Source organism: Propionispira arboris, assembly GCF_900109225.1.
In the GTDB taxonomy this organism is placed as follows: domain Bacteria; phylum Bacillota; class Negativicutes; order Selenomonadales; family Selenomonadaceae; genus Propionispira; species Propionispira arboris.
The window spans coordinates 68,630-93,509 of record NZ_FNZK01000001.1; the positions used below are offsets into that span (position 1 = coordinate 68,630).

27 protein-coding genes are annotated in these 24,880 nt (G+C 39.0%); all 27 read left to right on the top strand.

Annotated features, from left to right (window positions below; all coding sequences use genetic code 11):
* Nucleotides 1-136 precede the first annotated feature (136 nt).
* The 27 genes from BMY14_RS00285 to atpB all read left to right on the top strand — a co-directional run bounded on the left by BMY14_RS00285 (nt 137) and on the right by atpB (nt 24,861).
* Nucleotides 137-1,576: a glycoside hydrolase family 1 protein gene (locus BMY14_RS00285; RefSeq protein WP_019554270.1), complete on the top strand. Its 1,440-nt coding sequence runs from the start codon at nt 137-139 to the stop codon at nt 1,574-1,576.
* A gap of 12 nt (nt 1,577-1,588) precedes the next feature.
* The gene (locus tag BMY14_RS20960; RefSeq protein WP_281246403.1) at nt 1,589-1,714 is read left to right on the top strand and encodes a hypothetical protein; all 126 of its coding nucleotides are present in this window, start codon (nt 1,589-1,591) and stop codon (nt 1,712-1,714) included.
* A 132-nt stretch (nt 1,715-1,846) separates the two neighbouring features.
* The gene (locus tag BMY14_RS00290; RefSeq protein ID WP_019554271.1) at nt 1,847-2,146 is read left to right on the top strand and encodes a PTS sugar transporter subunit IIB; all 300 of its coding nucleotides are present in this window, start codon (nt 1,847-1,849) and stop codon (nt 2,144-2,146) included.
* A gap of 41 nt (nt 2,147-2,187) precedes the next feature.
* Nucleotides 2,188-2,505, top strand: coding sequence for a PTS sugar transporter subunit IIA (locus BMY14_RS00295; RefSeq protein ID WP_019554272.1), 318 nt, complete (start codon nt 2,188-2,190; stop codon nt 2,503-2,505).
* A gap of 35 nt (nt 2,506-2,540) precedes the next feature.
* Nucleotides 2,541-3,977 carry a 6-phospho-beta-glucosidase gene (locus BMY14_RS00300; protein WP_091828309.1) on the top strand — a complete coding sequence of 479 codons (1,437 nt, stop codon included), beginning with the start codon at nt 2,541-2,543 and terminating at the stop codon, nt 3,975-3,977.
* A gap of 163 nt (nt 3,978-4,140) precedes the next feature.
* Complete coding sequence (locus BMY14_RS00305; protein ID WP_019554274.1) at nt 4,141-5,244, top strand: M48 family metallopeptidase; 1,104 nt, start codon at nt 4,141-4,143, stop codon at nt 5,242-5,244.
* Nucleotides 5,245-5,428: 184 nt separating this feature from the next.
* The gene (locus BMY14_RS00310; protein ID WP_019554275.1) at nt 5,429-6,472 is read left to right on the top strand and encodes a tetratricopeptide repeat protein; all 1,044 of its coding nucleotides are present in this window, start codon (nt 5,429-5,431) and stop codon (nt 6,470-6,472) included.
* Between the two features lie 163 nt (nt 6,473-6,635).
* Nucleotides 6,636-7,547 carry a glycyl-radical enzyme activating protein gene (locus BMY14_RS00315; protein ID WP_019554276.1) on the top strand — a complete coding sequence of 304 codons (912 nt, stop codon included), beginning with the start codon at nt 6,636-6,638 and terminating at the stop codon, nt 7,545-7,547.
* A gap of 67 nt (nt 7,548-7,614) precedes the next feature.
* Nucleotides 7,615-8,394 carry a DeoR/GlpR family DNA-binding transcription regulator gene (locus BMY14_RS00320; protein WP_019554277.1) on the top strand — a complete coding sequence of 260 codons (780 nt, stop codon included), beginning with the start codon at nt 7,615-7,617 and terminating at the stop codon, nt 8,392-8,394.
* Nucleotides 8,395-8,489: 95 nt separating this feature from the next.
* Nucleotides 8,490-10,505 carry an LTA synthase family protein gene (locus BMY14_RS00325; protein WP_091828310.1) on the top strand — a complete coding sequence of 672 codons (2,016 nt, stop codon included), beginning with the start codon at nt 8,490-8,492 and terminating at the stop codon, nt 10,503-10,505.
* Between the two features lie 34 nt (nt 10,506-10,539).
* Nucleotides 10,540-11,277 carry a nuclease-related domain-containing protein gene (locus tag BMY14_RS00330; RefSeq protein ID WP_091828311.1) on the top strand — a complete coding sequence of 246 codons (738 nt, stop codon included), beginning with the start codon at nt 10,540-10,542 and terminating at the stop codon, nt 11,275-11,277.
* Between the two features lie 669 nt (nt 11,278-11,946).
* Entirely contained in the window at nt 11,947-12,147 is a 201-nt protein-coding gene (rpmE, locus tag BMY14_RS00345) for a 50S ribosomal protein L31 (protein ID WP_019554282.1), read from the top strand.
* 98 nt (nt 12,148-12,245) lie between these two features.
* Nucleotides 12,246-13,157 (top strand): DUF1385 domain-containing protein, encoded by a 912-nt coding sequence (locus tag BMY14_RS00350; protein ID WP_091828313.1) that lies wholly within the window; start codon nt 12,246-12,248, stop codon nt 13,155-13,157.
* A gap of 38 nt (nt 13,158-13,195) precedes the next feature.
* On the top strand, nt 13,196-14,263 hold the full coding sequence (prfA, locus tag BMY14_RS00355) for a peptide chain release factor 1 (RefSeq protein ID WP_091828314.1): 1,068 nt from the start codon (nt 13,196-13,198) through the stop codon (nt 14,261-14,263).
* 1 nt (nt 14,264) lies between these two features.
* The gene (prmC, locus tag BMY14_RS00360; RefSeq protein ID WP_091828315.1) at nt 14,265-15,134 is read left to right on the top strand and encodes a peptide chain release factor N(5)-glutamine methyltransferase; all 870 of its coding nucleotides are present in this window, start codon (nt 14,265-14,267) and stop codon (nt 15,132-15,134) included.
* 69 nt (nt 15,135-15,203) lie between these two features.
* Entirely contained in the window at nt 15,204-16,250 is a 1,047-nt protein-coding gene (locus BMY14_RS00365; protein ID WP_091828316.1) for an L-threonylcarbamoyladenylate synthase, read from the top strand.
* Nucleotides 16,251-16,379: 129 nt separating this feature from the next.
* Complete coding sequence (locus BMY14_RS00370) at nt 16,380-16,844, top strand: low molecular weight protein arginine phosphatase (RefSeq protein WP_091828317.1); 465 nt, start codon at nt 16,380-16,382, stop codon at nt 16,842-16,844.
* A gap of 53 nt (nt 16,845-16,897) precedes the next feature.
* On the top strand, nt 16,898-17,341 hold the full coding sequence (gene rpiB, locus BMY14_RS00375; protein WP_091828318.1) for a ribose 5-phosphate isomerase B: 444 nt from the start codon (nt 16,898-16,900) through the stop codon (nt 17,339-17,341).
* A gap of 90 nt (nt 17,342-17,431) precedes the next feature.
* Nucleotides 17,432-18,676 carry a serine hydroxymethyltransferase gene (glyA, locus tag BMY14_RS00380; RefSeq protein ID WP_091828319.1) on the top strand — a complete coding sequence of 415 codons (1,245 nt, stop codon included), beginning with the start codon at nt 17,432-17,434 and terminating at the stop codon, nt 18,674-18,676.
* Between the two features lie 19 nt (nt 18,677-18,695).
* Complete coding sequence (gene upp / locus BMY14_RS00385; RefSeq protein WP_091828320.1) at nt 18,696-19,331, top strand: uracil phosphoribosyltransferase; 636 nt, start codon at nt 18,696-18,698, stop codon at nt 19,329-19,331.
* 67 nt (nt 19,332-19,398) lie between these two features.
* The gene (locus BMY14_RS00390; RefSeq protein WP_019554291.1) at nt 19,399-19,857 is read left to right on the top strand and encodes a deoxycytidylate deaminase; all 459 of its coding nucleotides are present in this window, start codon (nt 19,399-19,401) and stop codon (nt 19,855-19,857) included.
* A 207-nt stretch (nt 19,858-20,064) separates the two neighbouring features.
* Complete coding sequence (locus BMY14_RS20440) at nt 20,065-20,724, top strand: nucleoside triphosphate pyrophosphohydrolase family protein (RefSeq protein ID WP_177177428.1); 660 nt, start codon at nt 20,065-20,067, stop codon at nt 20,722-20,724.
* A 147-nt stretch (nt 20,725-20,871) separates the two neighbouring features.
* Nucleotides 20,872-21,900: a glycosyltransferase family 4 protein gene (locus tag BMY14_RS00400; RefSeq protein WP_019554293.1), complete on the top strand. Its 1,029-nt coding sequence runs from the start codon at nt 20,872-20,874 to the stop codon at nt 21,898-21,900.
* Between the two features lie 93 nt (nt 21,901-21,993).
* Nucleotides 21,994-23,160, top strand: coding sequence for a non-hydrolyzing UDP-N-acetylglucosamine 2-epimerase (gene wecB / locus BMY14_RS00405; protein WP_091828682.1), 1,167 nt, complete (start codon nt 21,994-21,996; stop codon nt 23,158-23,160).
* Nucleotides 23,161-23,241: 81 nt separating this feature from the next.
* Nucleotides 23,242-23,481 carry an AtpZ/AtpI family protein gene (locus BMY14_RS00410; RefSeq protein ID WP_091828321.1) on the top strand — a complete coding sequence of 80 codons (240 nt, stop codon included), beginning with the start codon at nt 23,242-23,244 and terminating at the stop codon, nt 23,479-23,481.
* Nucleotides 23,482-23,788: 307 nt separating this feature from the next.
* Nucleotides 23,789-24,175 carry a hypothetical protein gene (locus BMY14_RS00415; protein ID WP_019554296.1) on the top strand — a complete coding sequence of 129 codons (387 nt, stop codon included), beginning with the start codon at nt 23,789-23,791 and terminating at the stop codon, nt 24,173-24,175.
* Nucleotides 24,176-24,189: 14 nt separating this feature from the next.
* Nucleotides 24,190-24,861, top strand: a complete 672-nt coding sequence (gene atpB / locus BMY14_RS00420; protein ID WP_091828322.1) for a F0F1 ATP synthase subunit A — start codon at nt 24,190-24,192, stop codon at nt 24,859-24,861.
* The last annotated feature ends 19 nt before the right edge of the window (nt 24,862-24,880 follow it).

Sequence of the window (24,880 nt, forward strand, 5' to 3'; positions counted from 1 at the left end):
CAGGCTACCTGCTCTTTTTTGCTAAATCATGAAACGGTATTCCAAAAGGTGTTCAATCTATTGAACGCCTTTTTTTGTTATGTTATAGTTTAAATATCTTAAGAAATAAATTAATGCGCGCTGAAGTGATATGATTATGGAAATGATAGAGATGCCAAAAAACTTTCTTTGGGGTTGTGCTTCGGCAGCTTATCAGGTTGAAGGAGCTTACCAGGAAGATGGTAAAGGATTAACAAATTGGGATCAATTTGTTCGTATTAAAGATAAGACTTTTAAAGATACAACGGGAGATGTAGCAGTAGATCATTATCACCGTTACAAAGAAGATATTGCTTTAATGGCAGAGTTAGGTCTGAAAACATATCGTTTTTCCGTATCTTGGGCACGAATTTTCCCGGAAGGAAGGGGAGCTGTCAATGAAAAGGGTTTGCAATTTTATGAAAATTTAGTTGACGAATGTTTAAAATATGGTATTGAACCAATGGTAACCTTATACCATTGGGATATTCCGGCAGCGCTTGACACAGCCTATGGTGGTTGGGAAGATCGCCAGATTGTTGATGATTATGCAGCCTATGCAAAATGTTTGTTTAAGCGTCTTGGCCGAAAGGTTAAATATTGGATTACATTTAATGAACAAAATATTTTTACAACTTTTGGCTGGTTGTTAGCCGCACATCCGCCAGGTAAATTCGATGCACAAAAAATGTTTTATCAAGTGAATCATCATGTTAATATGGCCCATGCGAAAGCAGTCTTAGCCTTTAAACAAATTGTGCCCGATGGTAAGATCGGTGCTAGTTTTGCTTTTTCGCCGAGTTATGCTTTTGACTGCGATCCGAAAAATGTAATAGCTAAGATTAATTTTGATGAAATGAATAGTTTTTGGTGGATGGATATTTATGCTTATGGCCGTTATCCAGCATTTACTTGGAATTATTTAGATAAAAAAGGGCTGGTTCCAGAAATGGAAGCGGATGATAAAACTATACTTTTGGCAGCAGCGGCAAAACTTGATTTTATGGGAATCAATTATTATCAATCTATTGTTTGTGAATATAATCCGCTGCACGGGGGTGTTGATCCCTATGGGACGATGAATACGGCCGGTAAAAAGGGGACAACGGAAATTAAAGGGGTACCAGGGTTATATAAAAATCCACCGAATCCGTATCTTATGACAACGGATTGGGACTGGACGATTGATGCTAGTGGTTTGCGATATGCCTGCCGTGAAGTCACCAGCCGTTATCATTTGCCAATTGTTATTTCGGAAAATGGCTTAGGGGCATTTGATATACTGGAAGATGGTAAAATTCATGATGGCTATCGAATCGATTATTTGCGCGAACATGTTTTGGCGTTGGAGGAAGCAGTGCAGGATGGTTGTGATATTATTTCTTATTGTGTCTGGTCTTTTACCGATTTGCTCAGCTGGTTAAATGGGTATCAAAAACGGTATGGTCTTGTGTACGTCGATCGAGAAGAACCAGAAGGTTCAAGTATGAATCGTTATAAAAAAGATAGCTTTTACTGGTATAAAAAGGTGATTTCTTCGAATGGAAAACATTTATGATGAGCGGTAGCATTGAATCAAGTAGCGGGTTCTACATTTGGAATTTTAGCAATTTTATGTGTACTAGGAATTTGCTATAAATACTGTCAGGCAGAAGGCTGTGATGCGCGAACGGTGTATCACCGCTATTTATTGTAAGTTTATATAAAAATACAAGATAATATTTATTTTAAAGAAGAATTGGACGCAGTAGAAGAAAAAGGAATTGAGACAACAAATACAGAACATTCTTAATCAATAGATAAATACATTATGCGAGGAGAATTTATTATGAAGAAAATTGTCTTATTATGTGCATCGGGCATGTCCACTAGTATGCTGGTTAAAACGATGGAAGAAGCAGCAGCGCAGATGCAGTATGAATGTCAGATTTCAGCATACCCAACCTCAGAAGCTATCAAACAGGCGAGCGATGCGGATCTTATTTTACTTGGACCACAAGTCCGTTTTGCTTTAAATAAAATCAAGGCACAATGTCCAGGTGTTCTGGTTGAGGCAATTGATATGCGTATGTATGGACGGATGGATGGCAAGGGTGTTGTTGAATTTGCCAAGAGCAAAATCGGTTAATTAGTTTAGTAGATCAAGGAAAATGTAGGGGGAAATACAGGATGAATGGTTTAGAATTAGCAGCATTTCAAATTATATCTGCCGTTGGCACCGCTCGTAGTTGCTATATAGAGGCAATTCAACAGGCAAAATTGGGTGAATTTTCTAAAGCAGAAACATTGATCAAAGATGGTGATGAAGTATTCAATGAAGGTCATGATGCGCATGCTGGTCTCTTGCAAAAAGAAGCAGAAGGTACAAGCGAGGGAATTAACCTTTTACTTTTGCATGCGGAAGATCAGTTAATGAGCGCCGAGGGATTCAAGATTATTGCTTTAGAATTTATTGATGTATATAAGAAATTTGCTGATAAACATTAAAAAATATAAAGTGTAGAACGGTGGGAGTTGAATATATGGGATTTCCAAAAGATTTTTTATGGGGTGGCGCTGTTGCAGCGCACCAGTTAGAAGGTGCATGGCAAGCAGGTGACAAAGGGGTAAGCGTTGCGGATGTAATGACTGCTGGGCGGCATGGGCAGCCTCGCCAAATCACCGATGGCGTTAAAGAAAATTTGAATTATCCGAATCATGATGCAATTGATTTTTACCATCGGTATAAGGAAGATGTTAGTTTATTTGGTGAAATGGGATTTAAATGTTTCCGAACTAGTATTGCCTGGACCCGTATTTTCCCGAATGGCGATGAATTGGAGCCGAATGAAGCTGGACTGCAATTTTATGATGATCTTTTTGATGAATTACATAAATATGGCATTGAGCCGGTGATTACTTTATCGCATTTTGAGCTGCCCTATCATCTTGTATCACAATATGGTGCTTGGCGAAATCGAAAAATGATAGAGTTCTTTGTTCGTTTTGCTGAAACTGTTTTTAGACGATATAAGGATAAAGTGCATTATTGGATGACTTTTAATGAAATCAATAATCAAAGCGAATTAGAAGTTCCATTTACAGCATTTACGAATTCTGGTGTTCTCTATAAAGATGGTGAAGATAAAAAAGAAGTGATGTATCAAGTAGCACATTATCAATTTGTGGCAGCGGCTTTGGCTGTGAAAAAAGGACATGAAATAAATCCAGAGTTTAAAATAGGCTGTATGTTATCCTATCAGCCAGTTTATCCAGAGAGCTGCAATCCGGAAGATCAGATTAAGCAGCTCGAGAAAATGCATATGCGTAATTTTTTTGGTGATGTGCATTGTCGTGGTCATTATCCAGCATATGCTCTTAAAGAATGGGAAAATAAGGAATATAAAATTGCCATGGAGCCGGGAGATTTAGAAATTATTGCGGCAGGTACCGTGGATTATTTGGCTTTTAGTTATTATATGAGTTTTGTGGTATCTTCTGATGCGGCGAAGATGAAGTCAGTGAGTGGCGGTGCCACTATCGCCGTAGATAATCCATATCTTAAGCAATCAGAATGGGGCTGGCAAATTGATCCGGTTGGCCTGCGGTATGCATTGGCAGTACTTACAGAACGTTATGAGCTTCCGCTTATGGTTGTTGAAAATGGTATTGGATTGCATGAATCTAAAGTCGGCAATATGATGATTCAAGATGATGCCCGTATAGAATATTTTGCTGCCCATATTGAACAGATGAAACAAGCAATTGATCTGGATGGTGTTAAACTTTTAGGATATTGTCCATGGGGACCGATTGATTTAGTTTCAGCTGGCACGGGGGAAATGGAAAAAAGGTATGGTTTTATTTATGTAGACAAAGATAATGAAGGCCATGGAAGCTTAGACCGCACGAAGAAAAAATCATTTTACTGGTATCAAAAAGTTATTTCGAGCAATGGTGAAGATCTTAGCAATATATAAGATTAGAGTTTAAATGTCTTTGGATTTTATGAGTCCAAAGACATTTTTTTATAGGATAATTTTCTTATTTTTCAGTAAATGCGCACTATAGGACGGGTGGAAATGTTATAATAAATATAGTTTTATGGATTGATGATAAAAACAAAGGAGTGTATTTCAATAAATGATAACGAAAAAATGTGGTAAAAAAGCAATTGCATCGATTAGCATGGCAGCAATTGCCTTTACAATAGGGTTTTCGGTGCTGCAGCCAATCAAAGCGGAGGCTTTTAATATTGGTGGTGCTGCGGGAGCTATTGTAGGCAGTGCTATTCAATATACTAAATTTAATAAGGAATTGAATTATTATAATAATGATGGACGAAATGAATATTTTGAAGAAATAAAAAAGAAAGATGGCGTGAATGAAGACCCTTATAAAAATGAACTTTTGACGAATATTATGACTAGGCTTTCCGCATCGATTGCGCAAAGCGATTCTTCTATTACAAGTAAACCCTACAATTATTTTGTGAATAATCAAACAACATTTAATGCATATTGTACACTAGGTCATAATATGAGCGTAAATGCAGGCTTATTTGATTTGCTAAATTATAATGAAAATGAAGTAGCTTTTGTAGTAGGGCATGAAATGGGGCATGGTCAAAAAGATCATCCGGTTCAAGGGTTTAAAAAAGCGGTGCCAGTTAGCATAATTGCTAGTGTGTGGGGGTCGCAAACGAGTGGTATCGAAGCAACTGGTGTTAATGTATTGGCAAACTATGCAACCGCTGTTAATATTACAAAACCACAAGAGTGGGAAGCAGATAATTTAGCGTTTGGTTATGCGAGCCATGCTGGCTATAATCCGGGTGCTGGAGCGGCTGTTTGGCAGCGTGTCATTGAAAAGATGGGGAGTTCATCCAGTAATTTTGTTGGTGAGATTTTTTCACCATCGGATCATCCTAAAAACGAGGAACGCCGGGAAAATTATTCGAAGAAACTTACGGAATACAGCAATCAACATGTAACGGTCGATAATGGTGTCATTAAAGTAAATGGTAAAGAATTTATGACAGCTGGTGCAACGGATTCAATGAGTAGTGCAGAACGTGCCTACCTGATTGCCGGAAATTTGGCAGCAGTTTATCATAATAATAATTCGGCACCGGAGGCTTATGTGGAAAATGGGCTTGTGAAAATGGGTGCTCAAGCTATTTTGGCATCGAATAGCAATGAAGCAGATGCTGATGCACTTGCAGATAAATTAAATCATATTCGCTAAACTAAAAGAGCAGTTGCATTGGTGCGACTGCTCTTTCGGTTTATGAAGTTCTATATTTATAAAACTGTTTGCCAATGCTGATTTACCAGCAATAAAAGGAAAATCCTTGAAATCAAAAGCTAAATAGCTTATAGTAAAATAAGAGCTATGGATTTTGACTTTAATAACAAGAAGGGGATTCATCATGGTAAATAAAAAAATGTTTATCTTTTTTATTATGGTTTGTATTTTGATTTTGAATCCGATGGTTTTTGCTCAAACGATAGGCACAAATGAAGCGCAGCAAGATATAAAACAGGCCGAAATTTCGCAGGCACAGGGTGATTATTGGGAAAGTGTACGTTCTTATAGTAAAGCAATTGCATTGGATCCGGGACAGGTTGTATTGTATAAAAATCGTGGGAACGTTTATTACCGTCTGGGAAAGTATAATGAAGCAATGCGTGATTATAATACGGCGATTGCTCTTGACCATTCTTATCTTGATGCCTATAATAATCGGGGTAATATATATAATGAATTTGGTGAATATGAAAAGGCATTAAAAGATTATACACAAGTTATTGCTGGCAATCCTAAGCATGCCAAGGCCTATTATAACCGTGGAATTGTTTATGGAAATTTGGTTCAATATGAGAAAGCGGTTGCGGATTATAGCAAGGCGATTGAGCTAAATCCTTTGTTTACGGATGCTTATAATAATCGTGGCAATATTTATGAACTTATGGAAAAATATCAGGAAGCCTTAAAAGATTATGAAAAAGCAATTCAGTTAGATGAAAAATATATTCATGCATATTATAATGAAGGGAATATTTACGCAAAACTTGGTGAAAATGAGCAGGCCCTTAAATTTTATAGAAAGGCAGTCAAGGTAGAGCCGCATTATGTAGATGCCTATAACAATATGGGAATAACCTATGCATTCATGAAAAAATATCAAAAAGCATTGAAATGGTATGGCCAAGCACTGCAAATAGATCCAAAGTACACAAATGCCTATAATAATCGTGGGAATCTATATGCTGAAATTGGAAACTATGAAGAGGCCCTTATTGATTTTAATCGTGCGATTGAGTTATCACCGGATAATGCTGGTTGTTATATGAATCGGGCCGATTTATATGAAAAAATAGGACAAACGGAGCAAGCGAAGCTGGATTATAAACGTGCCGTTGGTCTTGACAGCAAGTATATAAAAGATGTGCCACTCAAATATCAATATTAGTTTTCTGCCAGATTGGCTTTAATAAAAGAAAAATCTTTTATTAAAGCCGTTTTTGTTTCGCTGCATTCATAGGAGCCTTGTATTTTCGGCCAAATAAGGTTAAAATTATACAAAATGATAATAAACAATTTACAACAATAAAATAATGCGGTGGAGGGCTTGGATGAAAATGATAAAAGGGCTTGTTTTTGATATACAGCGGTTTTCTACACATGATGGTGATGGTATTCGAACTACCGTGTTTTTGAAAGGCTGCCCGCTGCACTGTGTGTGGTGCCAAAATCCAGAAGGTATTTCACCAGAAAAAAAATTAGTGTATTTTCCTAATAAATGTATTTTTTGTGCTTCCTGTTTGCAGATAGCGGATAAAGCGATAGAAATCAGCGGTAATAAATTGATTTTGTCGCAAGCCAAAGTTAAAAATGGTGAACGATATGAAGAAATTTGTCCTACCGGCGCATTGAAAATGGATAGTCGTGAATATAGCATTGAAGAAGTTTTGGAAATTGTCATGTCGGATCAGGCTTTTTTTGTTCATGGCGGCGGTGTTACATTGTCTGGAGGTGAACCGTTTTTTCAAAAACAATTTACACTTGAGTTGCTGAAAAATTTGCAGAAAAATCACATTCACACGGCAGTAGAAACATCTTTATTTGTTGATCAAGACTATCTGCTGCAGGTTTTGCCATATATAGACACATTGTTTGCCGATTTAAAAGTGTTTGATGCGGCGCGGCATCAAAAAATAACGTCGGTGAATCCACAATTGATTCAGGATAATATTAAGTATGTGTTACAGTCACCACATCGAAATAAAGTCGTAATTCGCACTCCACTGATTCCAGAGTATACAGCGTTTTCAGAAAATATTCGTCAGATTTGTCGATATATTACGGATATTTTCCCTGATGTAAAATATGAATTATTGAATTATAATCCTTTAGCAAAAGCTAAATATGAGCATGTGGAAGCTTCCTATTGTTTTGAGGACAATCATCCGCTGTACAGTGCGTCTGAAATGAATGGTTTTTATGCTATGGCATATCAAGCCGGTATAAAGAATTTAATTGTCTAGAGCTGATAGAAATGGTAGAATGAAGTTTTCGTGGAATTTAAGGAAAAATATAGATTGAGGTGGAAATATGTTTTTAGAAGAAAGACAAGAAGCTATTTTAGCAATGTTAGAACATGATGGAAAAGTTAAAGTAAAAGAACTCAGCGAATTGTTTGATGTGACGGAAGATTGCATACGGAAAGATTTGGGGTCACTTGAAAAACAAGGTAATTTGAAACGTACCTATGGCGGCGCCGTTGTTCTTAGACAAAATCTGCACAATATGGAAGTCAGCAAACGCCGCAATACGGATGTAGACGCCAAACGAAAAATAGCACAGGCAGCGGTTAATTTGATTCACGAAAAAGATATGGTTTTTTTGGATATTTCTACCAGTAACCTGGAGATTGCGGCACTTTTGGCGAAACAGCCTAAAGACGTTACAGTTGTGACGAATATGATTGAGATTTTAGTGATTTTGGCGCAAAATCCTAAAATAAAAGTATTATTTGCTGGTGGTACCATAAATAAGAGTCGGGATGGTTTCTGGGGCGGAATGACACTGGATTTTATTTCGCGGCTTAAACCGGATATTGCTTTTGTTGGGGCTGTAGGCGTCGATATAAGAGAAAATAGTGTTTCTACGTATGATATTGAAGATGGAATCAATAAAGCAGCGATTATTCAAGTAAGCAAAAAAGCTTATCTTGTTGCAGCCATGAAAAAAATGAGCAATGATGGAAATTATAATTATGTAACGCTGGATGCTTTGACGGGCATTATAACGGATTCAGTATTGACAGATGAATTACATGAAATTGCTGCAGGTTATGGTGTCGAAATTATCATGCCATATTTGCAAGACTAGACACTCTATATAAAAAATAGAGGATTTTTTGAATAACAAAGCGAAACCTTCTAAGTTATTGCTTTTTTGCAAGGATTTTAGGAGGTTTTTTATTTATGAAAGAGAGTTTATCTCGCATTTTTGATTGGCGAAATTTTTGTCGATTTGTTCAACAAGAAATCAGGGTATTTTTGTTTTTTCTCATATTACTTTGTTTATTTCGCCTGATCTTTTTGGGCTGGATGTCTGAATACATGAGTAAAACCGCGACGATGCATGATGTGTTGACAGTTATGCTGGTGGGGACGAAAATTAGTCTTAAAAGTGCGGGGGTTCTTACCGTGATTTCCCTGCTGATCAGCGGCGTGGCTACTGTACTGGCACCGTCTTACGAAATGACAGTCCGTAAAGTGGTGGGGAGTTTTTATATTGTAATTTTATCCGTTCTGTTTTGTGCGCGTTTCCCGTATTATAGACAATTTCATTCGGGATTTAATCAATTGATTTTTAATACATTCAACGATGATGTGTACGCATTGAGCCTTTCGCTGGTACAGGAATTTTATCTGCCACTGCGTTTGGCTGGTGCTTTTGTTTTGGCATTTTTTCTTTATAAACTATTTTCAGCTTGGCTTAATAGAGCTGTTTTTAAAATGCCGTCTTTTTCGTTTCCTTTTTTTAAGTGGGTAAGTCGTGCAGTCGTTGTCCTATTTTTATACTGGGGTATTGTTTTTGTGATGTTTGGCGGCAGCTTTAGCTGGGCTACAGAGGTGGACTGGGAAAACGCTGGTGTGACCAAAGATCCTTTTTTAAATGAAGTGATCTTAGATGATATGCAGGCAATTTATCGTGCCTATACGATGAATAACCGTTTGGAAGCCTGCAATGGTCTGAATTTTGACGTGGATCAAATACGTTTTTTCACAGCAAAGCTCACGAATAAAACACAGCTGCAATCCAATGATTTAGATGAATATTTACGAAAAGAAGCGCAGGGTCCGTTGGTTGAAAAACCTAAGCACATTTTTGTGATTATCTCTGAAAGTTATGCGAATTGGCCGCTGCTGGAAAAATATAAAGACCTTCATATCGCGGATGGTATGAAGCAAATTATTGCCGAAAATGACAGTGATTATATAGGAACTTTTTTGCCAAATGGTGCAAGTACAGTTTCCGCAGTCACTGGTGTGGTTACTGGATTTGCCGATGCAAATCTTTATCTTACCACGATGCCGGAAGCTTTTGCTGAGCCTTATTCTACAGCCAGTGCACCACAGCTTCAAAAATTAGGCTATGACACAAATTTTTGGTATGCGGGGCCAACGACTTGGGAACGTATACAGGATTTTACACTGGCACAGGGATATCAGCATTTTTATAGTCGTGGTGATTTTGCCAAGGCAGCAGCAGGTAGTGTGTGGGGTTGTGATGATAAATACCTTTATGAGGCTGTGTTAGATGGTATCGATTCGGATCAACCAAGCTTCAACGTAATATTGAATGTATCAAATCATTCCCCCTTTACAGTGGATGTTGCCAAAGAAGGGTTTGATAAAGAAAAGGTGATTGCTGCCTTACCGCCAGAAGCGAAAGCGGATATGGCACTGGTCAATCAATTAGGTCATTTTTGGTATGCAGACAAAATGATGGCAGATTTCATTCAAAAGACAAAACAAAAATATCCAGATAGTCTTTTTATTATTGTTGGCGATCATGCGGACCGTTATAATATTGAGAAAACACCGTCCATGTATGAACGGTATGGTATTCCATTTATTGTTACAGGGCAGGGGGTCACGAAAGGAATCTTACCTAAAGATGCCGCAGGCAGCCAAATTGATATCATTCCGACTTTGATTGAGATGATAGCCCCACACGGTTTTTCGTATCATTCTGTGGGGACTAGTTTAACGCGCGGCAATAAAGAAGCAGTAAATTATGGTTTTTGGATGACGCATGACTATATTGGTAAAGCAGATCTTGCAGAATTTCAGCCGGAATCAATTCGGGGGGATTCACCAGAACTCGACACAGCGGCTTTACAGGATTATATTGATGCGATTAGGAGTATTTCCTGGTGGCGGGCAAAATATGGCCCGATACTTAATGCAGACTTATTAAAAGATCGTTGAGTTGTTTGTGTTATTTTATAATTGAGGTGTAAGTGTGGCTAATGTTCACAAAGGGAAAAAAACATTAAATAGACAATCAAGGCAGTATTTGTTTAGTGCATTTGTTTGCGCAGGTTTGATCGGAGCTTATGTAGTTATGATTTTTCGGCTGGGGGAAGAACTTTCCATCAATCCATTCTTTCATTTATTGCCAGTGATTTGGTTAATGGGGATTTTTTACTATTGTCGCCGGTATAGAATACTCCAAGCGGGGGCTCGCGGAGAAAATGAAATTTTGACTTATGTAAGGAACTTACCCAATCAGTACCATGTGTTTTCAAATTTTGTTATTCAAGAAAAACGAATTCGTGATGAAGCCGATTTTATTGTTGTTGGTGAAAATGGCGTTTTTGTAGTAGAGGGCAAAAATCATTTAGGGAAAATTGTCGGTACAGAAGACGACATCGAGTGGAAACAATATAAATTTGGGCAAAAAGGTAAGCTGTATACGAAAAATATGATGAACCCGATTAAACAGACGAAGTGGCATCGTCATAATATTGAAGGTATGCTCCGAAATGCTGGTTTTTGCATTTCGGTTGTGCCGCTTTTAGTATTTACCAATACCGCGGTGCAGCTCGAAATTATATCAAGCGAGATAGTTGTCTTAAAGGGCAGTAAATATGTGAATGACTATATTTTGCGCTATAGTCCTCAGCGTAAACTTGATAAACATATGATTAAAGATATTGTTGCTTTACTGGAAAAGAAAGCCCGGGTTATTCAGTCTTGAAAAAAGAGAAGGCGGAACGGTTCCTATAGAAAGAACCGTTCCGCCTTCTCTTTGTGAGTAAAAGAATAGCAGCTAAAGGACGTGTCTAAAACATAATACGATAAAACAGATAAGTGAAACAAAAAAAGTGAAATATTCCACCATTTTTATTGGATAAGCATAATGCAGCGGGATATCAACTACTCTTGGGACATTACTGCAAAGCAGTGATATTGCCATTGAAATATAAAATAAGATATTAACCATTGGGACTGAGCGATAAAAAACCAAAGCTTTGAGAAGAATGAAGACGGCAAATGCAATAAAAAAATAAGAGAATTTTTCGGCAAACATAAAGCAGCACACTCCCAAAAGAAGATTTTTAAGTATTTTTAAAAACTTATTCATATTATAACATAAATATAGGAAATTATAGTCGGGTGACCTTAAAAATAAGCATGATTTCAGAAAATAGTAAATACAGTATAAACAAATTATTTTTTGTGTGTATTGCACCTATTATTGCATTATGGTATAATTATTGGGTAATAAACGGAAGTGTGTTTATTATTCAAACAGGTTATAAAGCGACTAGCTTTACCTCAAAATGGGGAGCTATGTCTAACCAAGTTTTCGCAGAGAGAGCTTGTAATTATTCCCAATTTGGGGAAAAGTGAGGTGCACTAAGATATGAAAAAAGGAATTCATCCTGAATTCAAACAAGCAAAAGTTATTTGTGGTTGTGGCAGTACTTTTACAACAGGTTCTGTAAAAGACGAATTACGTGTTGATGTATGTTCAAACTGTCATCCTTTCTTTACTGGTCGTCAACGTGATGTTGCTGCTGGTGGTAGAATTGAAAAATTCAACAAGCGTTACGGAAGCAAATAATTTATGTAAATGGGCAGCAGAGCAGAAATGCTCTGCTTCATTTATATCTGAATGTATTTTATGTTGGGAGTAATTCTGTGTAATGGGAGGAATTACAAATGAGTAGTAATAAATTAACTGTAGGCGGGCAAGCCGTTATAGAGGGCGTTATGATGCGCGGACCTAAAATGGTATCCACAGCGGTGCGCGAACCATCTGGTCAAATCAGTGTTAAAGTAGATCCTGTATCATCACTTAGTGATCGTTATCCAATTTTAAAAAAACCAATGCTTCGCGGAGTAGTTGCATTAGGTGAATCGCTGGTATTGGGTTTGAAATCACTATCGTATTCAGCACAAAAAGCTGGTGATGAAGATGAACAGCTTTCTGATAAAGAATTGGTTATGACAATTCTGTTTTCTTTGGGGTTGGCAATTTTGCTATTTGTCATTATACCTACAGCGGCAGCCAAGTATATTGATGCCTCTTTTACGAATCCGATTCTTTTAAATTTATTGGAGGGTGGGCTTCGGTTAGGAATTTTTCTGGTTTATATCTATGGTATTTCACGGATGAAAGATATTCAACGTGTGTTTAAATATCATGGTGCGGAGCATAAGACAATCCATGCCTATGAAGCCGGTGTAGAACTTACGGTCGAAAATGTGCAAAAATATAGTACGCTTCATCCACGCTGTGGTACGGCATTTTTGCTTATCGTCATGGTGGTTAGTATTATTATGTTTGCTTTTTTAGGCTGGCCTGATTTATGGCTGCGTATTTTATCAAGGGTGATACTGCTTCCGGTAGTGGCCGGTATTTCTTATGAAATTATCCGTTTTTCGGGTAAAAGCCAAAATCCATTGGTGCATATTGCAATCTTGCCGGGGCTTTGGCTGCAAAAAATTACGACAAGCCAACCAGATGATGATATGGTTGAAGTCGCTATTCAAGCATTGGAAGCAGTACTTGTTGAAGATCCGCTTCCAGAAACGGTTTCAATAGTCGCTCCAATGCCAACGGAAAGTTGATTGGTATTTAAGTTTTTAGTTTTAGGGGTGAAGTACACATGCTGCAAAAATTACAGGCAGTTGAAGATAAATATTTAGAGCTGGAGTCATTGATTAGTGATCCGGATGTCATTTCAGATATGACAAAATGGCAGAAATATAATCGGGAGCATGCCGCTCTTATGGTGATTGTGGAGAAGTTCCGCGAATATAAAAAAGTTTGCCAGGGAATTGATGATGATAAAGCGATGTTCGCTGAGCAGTTAGATGATGATTTTCGCAAGATGGTTGAAGCTGAAATTGTGGAATATAGACTGATCAAAGAAAAACTGGAAGCGGAGCTGCCACTTCTTCTTTTACCAAAAGACCCAAACGATGATAAAAGTGTTATCGTCGAAATTCGCGGAGGTGTGGGCGGTGATGAAGCTGCACTTTTTGCCGGAGATCTCTTTCGAATGTATTCACGTTATGCTGAAATGCAGGGCTGGAAAATAGAAATCCTCAATTCCAATGCGACGGAACTTGGGGGATTTAAAGAAATATCATTTTCTATTTTGGGTTATGGAGCATACAGTAAACTGAAATATGAAAGTGGGACGCATCGAGTTCAGCGTGTGCCAGCAACCGAATCGAGTGGACGGATTCATACATCTGCGGTTACGGTGGCCGTATTGCCAGAAGTCGAGGAAGTCGAAGTAGATATTAAAGCGAATGAACTTCGTATTGATACCTATTGTGCGAGTGGTGCTGGTGGTCAGTATGTCAATCGGACCGAAACGGCAGTTCGTATTACGCATTTGCCAACGGGCGTCGTTGTGCAGTGCCAAGATGAAAAATCGCAACTTAAAAACAAAGAAAAAGCGATGCGCGTACTTCGTGCTCGAGTTCAGGAAAAAGCGTCACAAGCACAGCATGATGAAATTTCAGCCGATCGAAAATCTCAGGTGGGATCGGGCGATCGCAGCGGTCGGATTCGTACGTATAATTTTCCTCAAGGCCGTGTGACGGATCATCGGGTAGGACTTACGCTGCATAAATTAGATTTTGTCTTAAACGGTGAAATAGATGAGCTCATCAATGCTTTGATTACCGCTGATCAGACTGAAAAAATGAAGCGGGTCAATTGATATGGCGATAAAAAATGAAGTTTGGACAATCGGCAGTATTATAAAATGGACGGAGCAGTACTTTCGGGATAAAGGCGTGGATTCTCCGCGCCTTGATGCGGAAGTACTGCTTTCCCATGTCCTAAAGAAAGAGCGTATTTATTTATATATTCATTTTGATGAGCCCTTAGAGGCTGCGGAGCTAGCGTCATTTCGGGAGATGGTCAAAAAACGTGTTCAGAGAATACCGGTGGCCTATATTGTTGGCGCGCGCGAGTTTATGGGACTTACATTTGCTGTTTCGCCTATGGTACTGATTCCACGTCCTGATACCGAAATTCTTGTAGAAGCCGTTATTGAGCGCTTTAAGGATAAAGCACAAATAAAATTTGTTGATATTGGAACTGGCAGTGGTGCTATCGTACTGTCCCTGCTGCATTATTTGCCCATGGCTTGTGCTGCGGCGGTTGACATATCGCAAGATGCTCTTACTGTTGCGGCAGAAAATGCCGAAACACTTTTAGTGAAGGATCGTGTCGAGTTTTATTTGGGGGATGTATATGCACCACTAACGGCGGAAAAGTTTGATGCAATTATTTCAAATCCGCCTTATATTCCGGATGACGATATTGCCGAACTAGAACCGGAAGTTAGAGATTTTGAACCATATGGGGCTTTAGCCGGCGGTATGGATGGGCTGGACTTTTATCGCCGGTTAATAGTCGGTGGCAGCGAGCGATTGAAGGACGGTGGCTTTATGGCCTTTGAAGTCGGGATAAACCAAGCAGGAACGGTAGCTGCTTTAGCTAAGTCCATTCCAGAATTAGGCAAGACAGAAATTCTTAAAGATTACGCGGGAATTGAGCGTGTCGTTATTTTGTATAAAAAATAAATAGAGCTAAACTATTTTTGTCCTCCCTTTTCAGAAGGTCAAAGAGGTGAGTGGTGAGAGGTACTAGTTATGAAAACAAATATTGTGAAAATAAACAAACTTGAAGCAGTGGATGCAAATATAATTCAAGCTGCAAAAATTATTCGATTTGGCGGCTTAGTTGCATTTCCGACTGAGACCGTTTACGGACTTGGGGCGAATGGTCTTGATGCGAAAGCGGCGGCGGGTATTTATGCGGCGAAGGGACGTCCTTCGGATAATCCATTAATTTTACATGTCTGTGATTTTGCCATGCTGGCAGATTTAGTTGTTGAAATTCCTGAAGCTGCAAAAAAAATCATAACTGCTTTTTGTCCGGGGCCGATTACTATGATTCTAAAACATAAAGCAGTTGTGCCATCAGCGATCACTGGCGGTCTCGACACCGTAGGTATACGAATGCCAGATGACGATATTGCACGAGCGTTGATTCGCCTTGCCGGGGTACCAATTGCGGCCCCCAGTGCCAATACATCCGGACGCCCGAGTCCGACTACAGCTGCAGCGGTATTGGCTGATTTGAATGGGAAAATTGATATGCTGATTGATGGAGGGGCTTCTACCTTTGGTGTAGAATCAACCATTGTTGATTGTACAGGTTTGCTGCCAACTGTCCTGCGTCCTGGAGCAATTACCATGGAGATGTTAACAGAAGTTTTGGGTGAGGTTGCTTTGGATCCTGCGCTGGTTGGTGCTGATGTGGTACCGAAAGCACCAGGCATGAAATATAGACATTATGCACCAAAAGCACCTTTGGTTGTGATTAAAGGGAATTGTACAAAACTGGTTGATCGATTTTTAGCTGAAATCAAGGATGCAGCTTTACAAAAGAAGCAGATTGGCTTGATTGTTAGTGCAGAATTGGCAAAAAAACTGCCGACAGATTGTGAAACGTTTATATATGGATCACAGACAGATTTATCTGCCATTGCTGCCAGCCTTTATGAAGGTTTGCGCAGTTTCGACGATAAAAAGGTGGATGTACTTTTTGCTGAAGCTACATCAGAAGCTGGGCTGGGGCTTGCGATTATGAATCGTCTAAATAAAGCAAGTGGTTTTAATACGATAATCGCATAACTGCAGGGTCAGGGAAGTTGTATAATATTAATCAGAAAAGGGCAGTGCTTTTTATTTTTCAACTTTCAATTTTTAATTTTCGTGTCTTATGATAAAATAGAGGATAAGATTTGATTCCCTGGAGGTAAAATGATGAGAAAAGTTTTATTCGTTTGCACGGGAAATACCTGTCGCAGTCCAATGGCTGCCGTTGTGCTGCAAGATAAAGTCAAGGCGGAATGCTTAACAAATGAAATTTATGTTAGTTCAGCCGGGCTGGCAGCTGTACCTGGTTCTCCGGCAGCTGATAATGCTTGCGCAGCTGTAGCGAGTCTTGGTTTATCACTTGGTTCTCATAAAGCGACGGCTTTGTCTATGAATATGATTGAGGCAGCTGATTTAGTATTTACCATGACGCGTCAGCATCGTGATGCAATTTTGCGTGCGCTGCCAACGGCCGGTCGCAAAGTTTTTACTTTGACAGAATATGTGGAAGCAGCAGAAGAAGAAATCACAGATCCATATGGCGGTGATTTGAGCAGTTATCACAATTGTTTATTGCTGCTTAAAAAAAATATTGATAAAGCTTGGCCAATGATTCGAGCTTTGGTATAAAAATAGAGTAATCGTTACAAAATAAAAAGCTGTTTAGCTATGGAGGTATAGTGATGAAAATTACAATTGGTAGTGATCATGGTGCAGTGGAGTTAAAAGAAGAAATTAAAACAGTGTTAGCAGATTTTCCTGATATTGAAGTGAAAGATTTGGGTACTTTTGGTGATACTGCCGTGGATTATCCTGATATTGCTGAAAAAGTGTGCCAAACCGTTGTGACTGGTGAGGCTGACCGTGGTATTTTGCTTTGTGGAACTGGTATTGGCATTTCAATTGCTGCGAATAAAATAAAGGGTATTCGAGCTGCTTTGTGTACAGATGTGTATTCAGCTAAAATGTCTCGCGAACATAATAATGCAAATGTGCTGGCAATGGGCGGCCGGGTAACTGGCTTTGGCCCTGCGGGGGAAATCGTGAAAGTTTGGGTTACCACAGAGTTTGCTGGTGGACGCCATGCTCGCCGCGTTGATAAAATCTCTGCTTTGGAAAAAGAATAGAAATTGGTACCTTACATTACAAGCTAGCTGATTGCAGACTTACTGCTATCAAGCTTGATATATTTTTTGATTATAGGGGGATTTGTTTAGATGAGTTTATTAGACAACTTAGCTGCTGTAGATCCGGAAATTGCGGTGCAGATTGATCATGAACTAAATAGACAGCGCAATAAACTGGAATTGATTGCCTCGGAAAATATTGTAAGTCAAGCAGTTATGGAAGCGCAGGGCTCCGTACTCACGAATAAATATGCTGAAGGATATCCTGGCAAACGTTATTATGGTGGCTGCGAATTTGTCGATGTTGTTGAACAACTGGCAATTGATCGGGCTAAACAATTGTTTGGTGCGGAATATGCAAATGTACAGCCGCATTCCGGAGCACAGGCGAATATGGCAGTGTTTTTTGCCTTGCTGACGCCTGGTGATACCGTAATGGGCATGAATTTAACAGATGGTGGTCACTTAACCCATGGCAGCCCAGTCAATATGTCCGGTAAATATTTCAACATTGTTCCTTACGGTGTTGATAAAGCAACCGAACGTATTGACTATGATGAGCTGCAAAAAATTGCTCAAGAATGCAAGCCAAAATTGATTGTTGCAGGAGCTAGTGCTTATGCCAGAACAATTGATTTTGCAAGGCTTAGTGAAATCGCTAAGTCGGTTGATGCATTATTTATGGTTGATATGGCACATATTGCCGGTTTAGTTGCAGCCGGACTTCATCCAAATCCGCTGCCTTATGCAGATGTCGTTACATCCACAACCCACAAAACACTGCGTGGACCACGTGGAGGACTTATTTTATGTAAAAATGCTGAATTTGGCAAACAGTTTAATAAGGCGATATTTCCTGGAATACAGGGTGGACCACTGATGCATGTTATTGCCGCTAAAGCCGTAGCATTTAAAGAGGCTTTGACTGCTGAATTTAAAATATATCAACAGCAAGTTGTCAAAAATGCGGCTGTGCTGGCTGATGAACTTACAGCAAATGGTTTTAGAATTGTGTCGGGAGGAACCGATAATCATCTGATGCTTGTGGATCTTCGCAGCAAAAATTTAACTGGTAAAGTTGCAGAAAAATTATTGGACGATGTGGGAATTACTGCTAATAAAAATACAATTCCATTTGAACCACTAAGTCCCTTTGTAACCAGTGGTATTCGACTTGGTTCTCCAGCACTTACGACACGGGGCTTCAAAGAAGCAGACATGAAGCAAGTCGCAAAAATCATGGCACTTGTTTTAAATGATCCGGAAAATACTGCGGTGCACGAAACAGCAAAGAATATGGTTCATGAACTTTGCGTAAAATATCCTATATATTAATAAGAGGTGGAAGAAATTAATGTCAGATTTAAAAATCAATGTAATCAATCATCCCTTGATTCAGCACAAGCTTACGCTTATGCGGAAAGAAACAACTGGTACAAAAGATTTTCGTGAATTATTAGAAGAAATTTCTATGCTGATGGCTTATGAAATTACACGCGATTTTCCATTGAAAGAAATTGAAATAAAAACACCAGTAACAACTTGCAAATCGAAAGTTTTAACCGGTAAAAAAGTGGGTGTTGTACCAATTTTACGGGCGGGACTTGGTATGCTGAATGGAGTTGTTAATATGATTCCGGCGGCTCGTGTTGGTCATGTTGGCATGTATCGTGATCCGGAAACCTTGAAACCAGTTGAATATTACTGCAAGCTGCCAAGCGATGTAAGTGAACGTACACTTATTGTTGTCGATCCAATGCTCGCAACAGGTGGCTCGTCAGCGGCAGCGCTTTCACTCTTAAAAGCAAAAGGTGCGAAATCGATTATTCTTATGTGCCTTGTTGTAGCACCTGAAGGTGTCAGAGTGGTCAATGAAGAACATCCGGATGTACCTATTTACACAGCAAGTGTAGATGAATGTCTCAATGAACATGGTTATATTGTGCCAGGTCTTGGTGATGCTGGCGATCGTATCTTTGGTACTTTGTAAAAAAGAAGCTTAGCTTCCTTTTGCGTAGTTTATTTTACGATATTGTTTCTTATAAGGAGTTAAGTTTATGGATATATCACCACGTCCGGAATGGACAGATTATTTTCTTGATATTGCCAAAGCGGTAGGCCGGCGGTCTACTTGCCTGCGGAGGCAGTATGGAGCGATTATTGTGAAAGATCATATTATTATCAGTACCGGATATAATGGTGCACCACGTGGTGAGAGTAATTGTATTGATACTGGTATTTGTGAACGCGAACGCTGCAATGTACCAAAAGGGGAACGTTATGAACTTTGTGTTGCAGTTCATGCCGAGCAAAATGCAATCATCAATGCGGATCCGGTTAAGATGAAGGGCGCAACAATCTATATCGTTGGCTATAATTCAGATGGAACACTTGCCTCCGGTCAGCCTTGCCTGCTGTGTCGTCGCATGCTGTGCAACGCAATGGTTGAAAAAGCTATTTATCTTGATACGGATGGTTCTATCATTGAAGTGGCACCGAAGGATATAAAAAATTAAGCAAAATAAAAACGCTGCTGACGCTAATAGCTCAGCAGCGTTTAATTTTTGTTCATACCATTTTAAAGATACGCTATTATAAAAAATCGCAAGTTAAAGTGTATTTTTTTATAATGGCGCAGCTAAAAACACATATAAGTTTCTTGCGAAATCAAGTATAATAAGATTCATAACTTATATAGTTTATAGGAGAAATGGAGCAACCGTATGTTCAATATAATTGGATTGCCAAAACTTAATAAATTATCGCCAACTTTATATTCAACTCTATTAAAAATAGTTGAGGAATCTGGTGAACTGGCAAGGGCTACATTGACTTTTTTGCCTTATGAAAGATTGCGCCCGGATGAAATTTCTGAACTTGCTGCGGCCCGTGAATCTTTAGCGGAGGTCAATGGTGAGCTGCTCGATGTTGCGCAGACTTGTGTTACAATGCTGTTTGTCATGGAAGAAAACTATGCGATTGTAATTGATGATTTGATTGAGCGGCATTTAAATAAATTAAAAGTAAAAAAGTATGCGTTTAGACAAGATCAGGTCTATAAACTTTATACGGAAAATAACTACAAATACATGTCGCTGCCCAAACTTTTACTGCCAGAAGTGACACTTTTGCGAACGGTTTGTAAAATACAGGAAGAAGTGGGTGAACTCACGCAATATTTGGGGAAAAGGGCAGGTGCATCAGGCGAAAAACATGTTATCGCAAATAAAGAAGTTTTGGTTGGCAGTGCTGGAGAATTGCTGGATATTGCCCAATGCTGCTTTACAATGATGTATATTTTAGCGGAAAAATATGATGTTGATATTGAAAACCTTATTCAGGTACATATTGCTAAATTAAAAGTACGCGGTTATTTCGTTTAAAATAAGCTTTGAAGTTTGCTGGAAATGAGTGCCTGGTTTATGATGAATAGCGGGTTTTTATTCAAGTTCTGGCAGGATAATATCGTTGACAGTGGTGAATTGGTGATGTACAATTATTCTGTTGCATAGAAAAGGGGTGCGAAATTTATGCCGGATTATATTTTGGCGTTTTTGATTGCGGTGGTTGTTGCGTATATTTTGACGCCGGGCATTATTTCTTTGGCTGTTAAAATGGGAGCTATGGATGCTCCGGATGCACGAAAAGTGCATAAATCGCCAATTCCACGGCTAGGCGGAATTGGTATTTATATTGCGTTTATGGTAGCTGTATTATGTACAGTTGAGCTTACACAGGAAGTAATTGGATTGCTTTTAGGCGGGACGATTATTGCCATTGTCGGGATTATTGATGATTTGAAAAATTTGCCAGCGAAAGTTAAGCTGCTGGGGCAGATTTTGGCCGCAGTTGTATTGGTTTCATTTGATGTGCGTATTGATTTTATCAGCGATCCATTCGGTGATATGATTTATTTTGAATATTTAGCTATTCCAATAACGATTTTTTGGGTTGTCGGTCTGACAAATACGGTAAACCTTATAGATGGTCTTGACGGGCTGGCTGCAGGCGTATCAACAATTGCAGCCATTACTATTTTACTGGTGGCATTGCAGCAGGACTATTTGCTGATCGCAGTGCTTACTGCAGCTTTAGCTGGTGGGGCTTTTGGGTTTTTACAGTATAATTTCAATCCAGCTAAAATTTTTATGGGTGATACGGGCAGTATGTTTTTAGGGTATATGCTGGCTGGTATTTCGATTATTGGTGCTGTGAAAAGTGCTGCGACCATTGCCTTGATTGTGCCGATTTTTGCACTGGGCCTGCCAATATTGGACACGGCTTTTGCGATTGTTCGTCGTTATCGCGGCGGTGTGCCGATTTTTAAACCGGATCGTGGACATTTGCATCATAGACTATTGGATTTAGGATTTACACAAAGGCAGGCAGTGCTTTTGATGTATGTCATTAGTGGAGTTTTAGGGCTTAGTGCAATTGCCTTGACCGAAGTGAGCAGCGGTATTGCAATTTTAATTATTATTGCAGTGATTTTTGCGGTGCTTTTTGGGGCGAAAAAACTGGGTATTTTTGATTCGAAAAAATCAATAAGAATGCATTGATGATAGGCAGGCGAAAACCTGCCTATTTTATAAGTACAAAAAATTATGTATGACATTTGGCTTGAAGCTTGTGTGGAAGGAGCAAATTATTTTATGAAGAAAAAAATTAAGGTGATGACGGTATTCGGGACACGACCAGAAGCAATTAAAATGGCCCCGATCGTTTTGGAATTGACCAAATATCCTGATTTGATCACGCCAATCGTTACGGTTACGGCACAACATAGAGATATGCTGGATCAAGTTTTAGGATTATTCCAAATCAAACCGGATCACGACCTTGATATTATGGCAGCGGGACAAACTTTATTTGATATTACAACAAAAGCTATGATGGGGCTTGATAAAGTATTAAGTGAAGAAAAACCGGATATTGTTTTGGTCCATGGTGATACAACAACAACTTTTGCTGGAGCTTTGGCAGCATTTTATCATCAGACAACAGTTGGACATGTGGAAGCGGGTCTTCGAACCCATAATAAATATTCACCATTTCCTGAGGAAATGAATCGGAAACTCACAGGAGCTTTGACGGATCTTCATTTCGCACCGACCGATACAGCGGCGGCGAACTTAGCCGAAGAAAATATTAAAGGTGAAAATGTTTTTGTTACGGGTAATACCGTTATTGATGCCTTACACAAGACGGTTTGCGAAGAATACCAATTTGACAATGAAATGCTGCAAAATATCGACTACAAAAATAAAAAAATTATTTTAGTCACGACACATCGCCGTGAAAATTTGGGAGAACCGATGCGTCACGTTTATAAGGCCCTTCGACAAATTGTTGAAGAATTTGCCGATGTAGAAATTGTTTTTCCTGTACATAAAAATCCAAAAGTACGCGAAGTTGTTCAAACGGAATTGGGCGATATGCCAAATGTACATTTGATAGATCCTTTGGACTATGAACCTTTTGCCAATTTGATGTATCGATCTTATCTTATCCTCACCGATTCTGGCGGTGTGCAGGAAGAGGCACCAGCACTTGGCAAACCTGTTTTGGTTTTGCGTGATACTACAGAACGGCCTGAAGCAGTAGCTGCCGGGACCGTAAAATTGATTGGTACTGATAAAAAACGAATATATGATGAAACGAGAGCTCTTTTACTCGATCCGATCGAATATGCTCGAATGTCAGGAGCTTGCAATCCTTACGGTGATGGTAAAGCAGCCAAACGTATCATTGAAGCGATTCTTTGGAAATATGGATTTGTCAGTCACAAACCAGATATATTTAAAGCAGAGAAAAAATAAGCATAGAGCCGGCTGTCATTTTTCTTGATAGTCGGCTGTTATACTATAATAAGTAATGTAAATGGTGGAGGCTCGAAAATAATGGACAAAAAGGAGAAAAAAAACGAAAATCCCAGCTCGAAACACACAACATTACAAGCTTTGACCTTTGTAAGCGGCATTGGAATCAATTTTGCTATCACGGTAGGTCTGTTTATTTATATGGGGAAATTGGCAGATGAATACTTTAATATCGCCCCGAAAGGAACGCTTGTTGGTATCTTTTTAGGCTTTATAATGGCTTTATGGGTAACAGGTAAAAAATTACTTGGAAAATCATGAGAATGTGTTATAATAAGATGAAATGCGATAAATAAATATTATGTACATTTATCTTATTATACTTTTTAGTTATGACTGGTGGGGGCGAAAGCTATTCATCAAAATAAAGCTTTGCTTATCTTGAAGGTTATAAATTAATAAAATAAAAACTTTTTCACAGGAAAAGTTTTGCGGTTTGTCGAATACGTTACAAATAAAAGTTTTATTAATAACAGTATGAGACAAAATGAATTTTTAACTTCATGATGAATAGATTAGGCAGATATTCTGTGCCGCTAGCGGTTTAGAACACTGTTGGTGGTGGAATATGGAAAAGTTATTGACATTAGGCAGGAAAATTCTAGTTCAAACAATTTTGAGCGTAGCGATTTTAAGTATTCCGTTAGGGATGCTGCAGAAATTATATCTTGTTGTGCCGCTTATTACTGGATGTATCTTAGGGATATCTTGCTGGATAGTGATTAGTTATAGAATTTTGAAAAGTGATGCATCAAATATGGATGCGGCAAAAAAAAGTATGCAGATCGGCTGGCTGATTCGGTTGGTAATGATTCTGGGTACTTTTATTGCGGCCGTTCGTATTTCAACAGAAACCTTTTGGCTTGTTGTAATTGGCTTCTTTTTAATGTCTATGATCATGATGATCAATGCTATTGTTTATGCCTACAATAGCGATGTCAATAGAAAAAAATAGGGAGAGTGATATGTATGCATGAAATCGGTGTTCGTCACGTAGCACAGATTGCCGGATTTAGTTTCAACATGGATACATTGTACATGACCTGGCTTGCGATGGCGATTGTGATTCTTATTGCCATATTGGCAACACGCAGCCTGCATGTCATTCCGAAAGGGTGGCAAAATGTCCTGGAAATCATTATTACAGGGCTGCAGAGTCAGATCAATGCTACGATGGGGGAAAGAGGCAAACTGGTAGCACCGCTGCTAATCTCTTTGTTCATGTTTATTCTGACGTCAAACTGGCTTGGTATGATACCGACGCTTTCATCGCCAACGAGTGACTTGAATACAACACTTGGTCTTGCACTGATGATTGTTTGTATGGTACATGTGTTGGGGCTGTATTTTAAAGGCTTCAGCTATATCAAACACTTTTTTCAGCCGTTTGCACCGTTTGTCATCATCAATCTTATTGAAGAACTGGCAAAACCTATTACACTGGCGTTTCGTCTATTTGGTAATATACTGGCAGGAGAAATACTCATTATTATCCTGCTGATGTTAGTACCAATTTGGATGCCGATTCCAAGTGTGGTTTGGCTCGCATTCAGCCTCTTTGTAGGCGGAGTTCAGGCGTTTATTTTTACAATGTTGTCTATGGCTTATTTAGCCAGTGCAGTAAAACAAGACAACCACTAAGACGCGTTTAAAAAACAAT

What these genes read in the sequence shown, in the direction of transcription:
- BMY14_RS00410 (WP_091828321.1), top strand. Translation starts at nt 23,242, where the DNA reads ATGGACAAAAAGGAGAAAAAAAACGAAAATCCCAGCTCGAAACACACA.
- BMY14_RS00370 (WP_091828317.1), top strand. Translation starts at nt 16,380, where the DNA reads ATGATGAGAAAAGTTTTATTCGTTTGCACGGGAAATACCTGTCGCAGT.
- BMY14_RS00315 (WP_019554276.1), top strand. Translation starts at nt 6,636, where the DNA reads ATGAAAATGATAAAAGGGCTTGTTTTTGATATACAGCGGTTTTCTACA.
- BMY14_RS00290 (WP_019554271.1), top strand. Translation starts at nt 1,847, where the DNA reads ATGAAGAAAATTGTCTTATTATGTGCATCGGGCATGTCCACTAGTATG.
- BMY14_RS00415 (WP_019554296.1), top strand. Translation starts at nt 23,789, where the DNA reads ATGGAAAAGTTATTGACATTAGGCAGGAAAATTCTAGTTCAAACAATT.
- glyA (WP_091828319.1), top strand. Translation starts at nt 17,432, where the DNA reads ATGAGTTTATTAGACAACTTAGCTGCTGTAGATCCGGAAATTGCGGTG.
- BMY14_RS00300 (WP_091828309.1), top strand. Translation starts at nt 2,541, where the DNA reads ATGGGATTTCCAAAAGATTTTTTATGGGGTGGCGCTGTTGCAGCGCAC.
- BMY14_RS00365 (WP_091828316.1), top strand. Translation starts at nt 15,204, where the DNA reads ATGAAAACAAATATTGTGAAAATAAACAAACTTGAAGCAGTGGATGCA.
- atpB (WP_091828322.1), top strand. Translation starts at nt 24,190, where the DNA reads ATGCATGAAATCGGTGTTCGTCACGTAGCACAGATTGCCGGATTTAGT.
- BMY14_RS00310 (WP_019554275.1), top strand. Translation starts at nt 5,429, where the DNA reads ATGGTAAATAAAAAAATGTTTATCTTTTTTATTATGGTTTGTATTTTG.
- BMY14_RS00285 (WP_019554270.1), top strand. Translation starts at nt 137, where the DNA reads ATGGAAATGATAGAGATGCCAAAAAACTTTCTTTGGGGTTGTGCTTCG.
- BMY14_RS20440 (WP_177177428.1), top strand. Translation starts at nt 20,065, where the DNA reads ATGTTCAATATAATTGGATTGCCAAAACTTAATAAATTATCGCCAACT.
- upp (WP_091828320.1), top strand. Translation starts at nt 18,696, where the DNA reads ATGTCAGATTTAAAAATCAATGTAATCAATCATCCCTTGATTCAGCAC.
- prmC (WP_091828315.1), top strand. Translation starts at nt 14,265, where the DNA reads ATGGCGATAAAAAATGAAGTTTGGACAATCGGCAGTATTATAAAATGG.
- BMY14_RS00350 (WP_091828313.1), top strand. Translation starts at nt 12,246, where the DNA reads ATGAGTAGTAATAAATTAACTGTAGGCGGGCAAGCCGTTATAGAGGGC.
- rpiB (WP_091828318.1), top strand. Translation starts at nt 16,898, where the DNA reads ATGAAAATTACAATTGGTAGTGATCATGGTGCAGTGGAGTTAAAAGAA.
- prfA (WP_091828314.1), top strand. Translation starts at nt 13,196, where the DNA reads ATGCTGCAAAAATTACAGGCAGTTGAAGATAAATATTTAGAGCTGGAG.
- BMY14_RS00325 (WP_091828310.1), top strand. Translation starts at nt 8,490, where the DNA reads ATGAAAGAGAGTTTATCTCGCATTTTTGATTGGCGAAATTTTTGTCGA.
- rpmE (WP_019554282.1), top strand. Translation starts at nt 11,947, where the DNA reads ATGAAAAAAGGAATTCATCCTGAATTCAAACAAGCAAAAGTTATTTGT.
- wecB (WP_091828682.1), top strand. Translation starts at nt 21,994, where the DNA reads ATGAAGAAAAAAATTAAGGTGATGACGGTATTCGGGACACGACCAGAA.
- BMY14_RS00320 (WP_019554277.1), top strand. Translation starts at nt 7,615, where the DNA reads ATGTTTTTAGAAGAAAGACAAGAAGCTATTTTAGCAATGTTAGAACAT.
- BMY14_RS00390 (WP_019554291.1), top strand. Translation starts at nt 19,399, where the DNA reads ATGGATATATCACCACGTCCGGAATGGACAGATTATTTTCTTGATATT.
- BMY14_RS00295 (WP_019554272.1), top strand. Translation starts at nt 2,188, where the DNA reads ATGAATGGTTTAGAATTAGCAGCATTTCAAATTATATCTGCCGTTGGC.
- BMY14_RS00305 (WP_019554274.1), top strand. Translation starts at nt 4,141, where the DNA reads ATGATAACGAAAAAATGTGGTAAAAAAGCAATTGCATCGATTAGCATG.
- BMY14_RS00400 (WP_019554293.1), top strand. Translation starts at nt 20,872, where the DNA reads ATGCCGGATTATATTTTGGCGTTTTTGATTGCGGTGGTTGTTGCGTAT.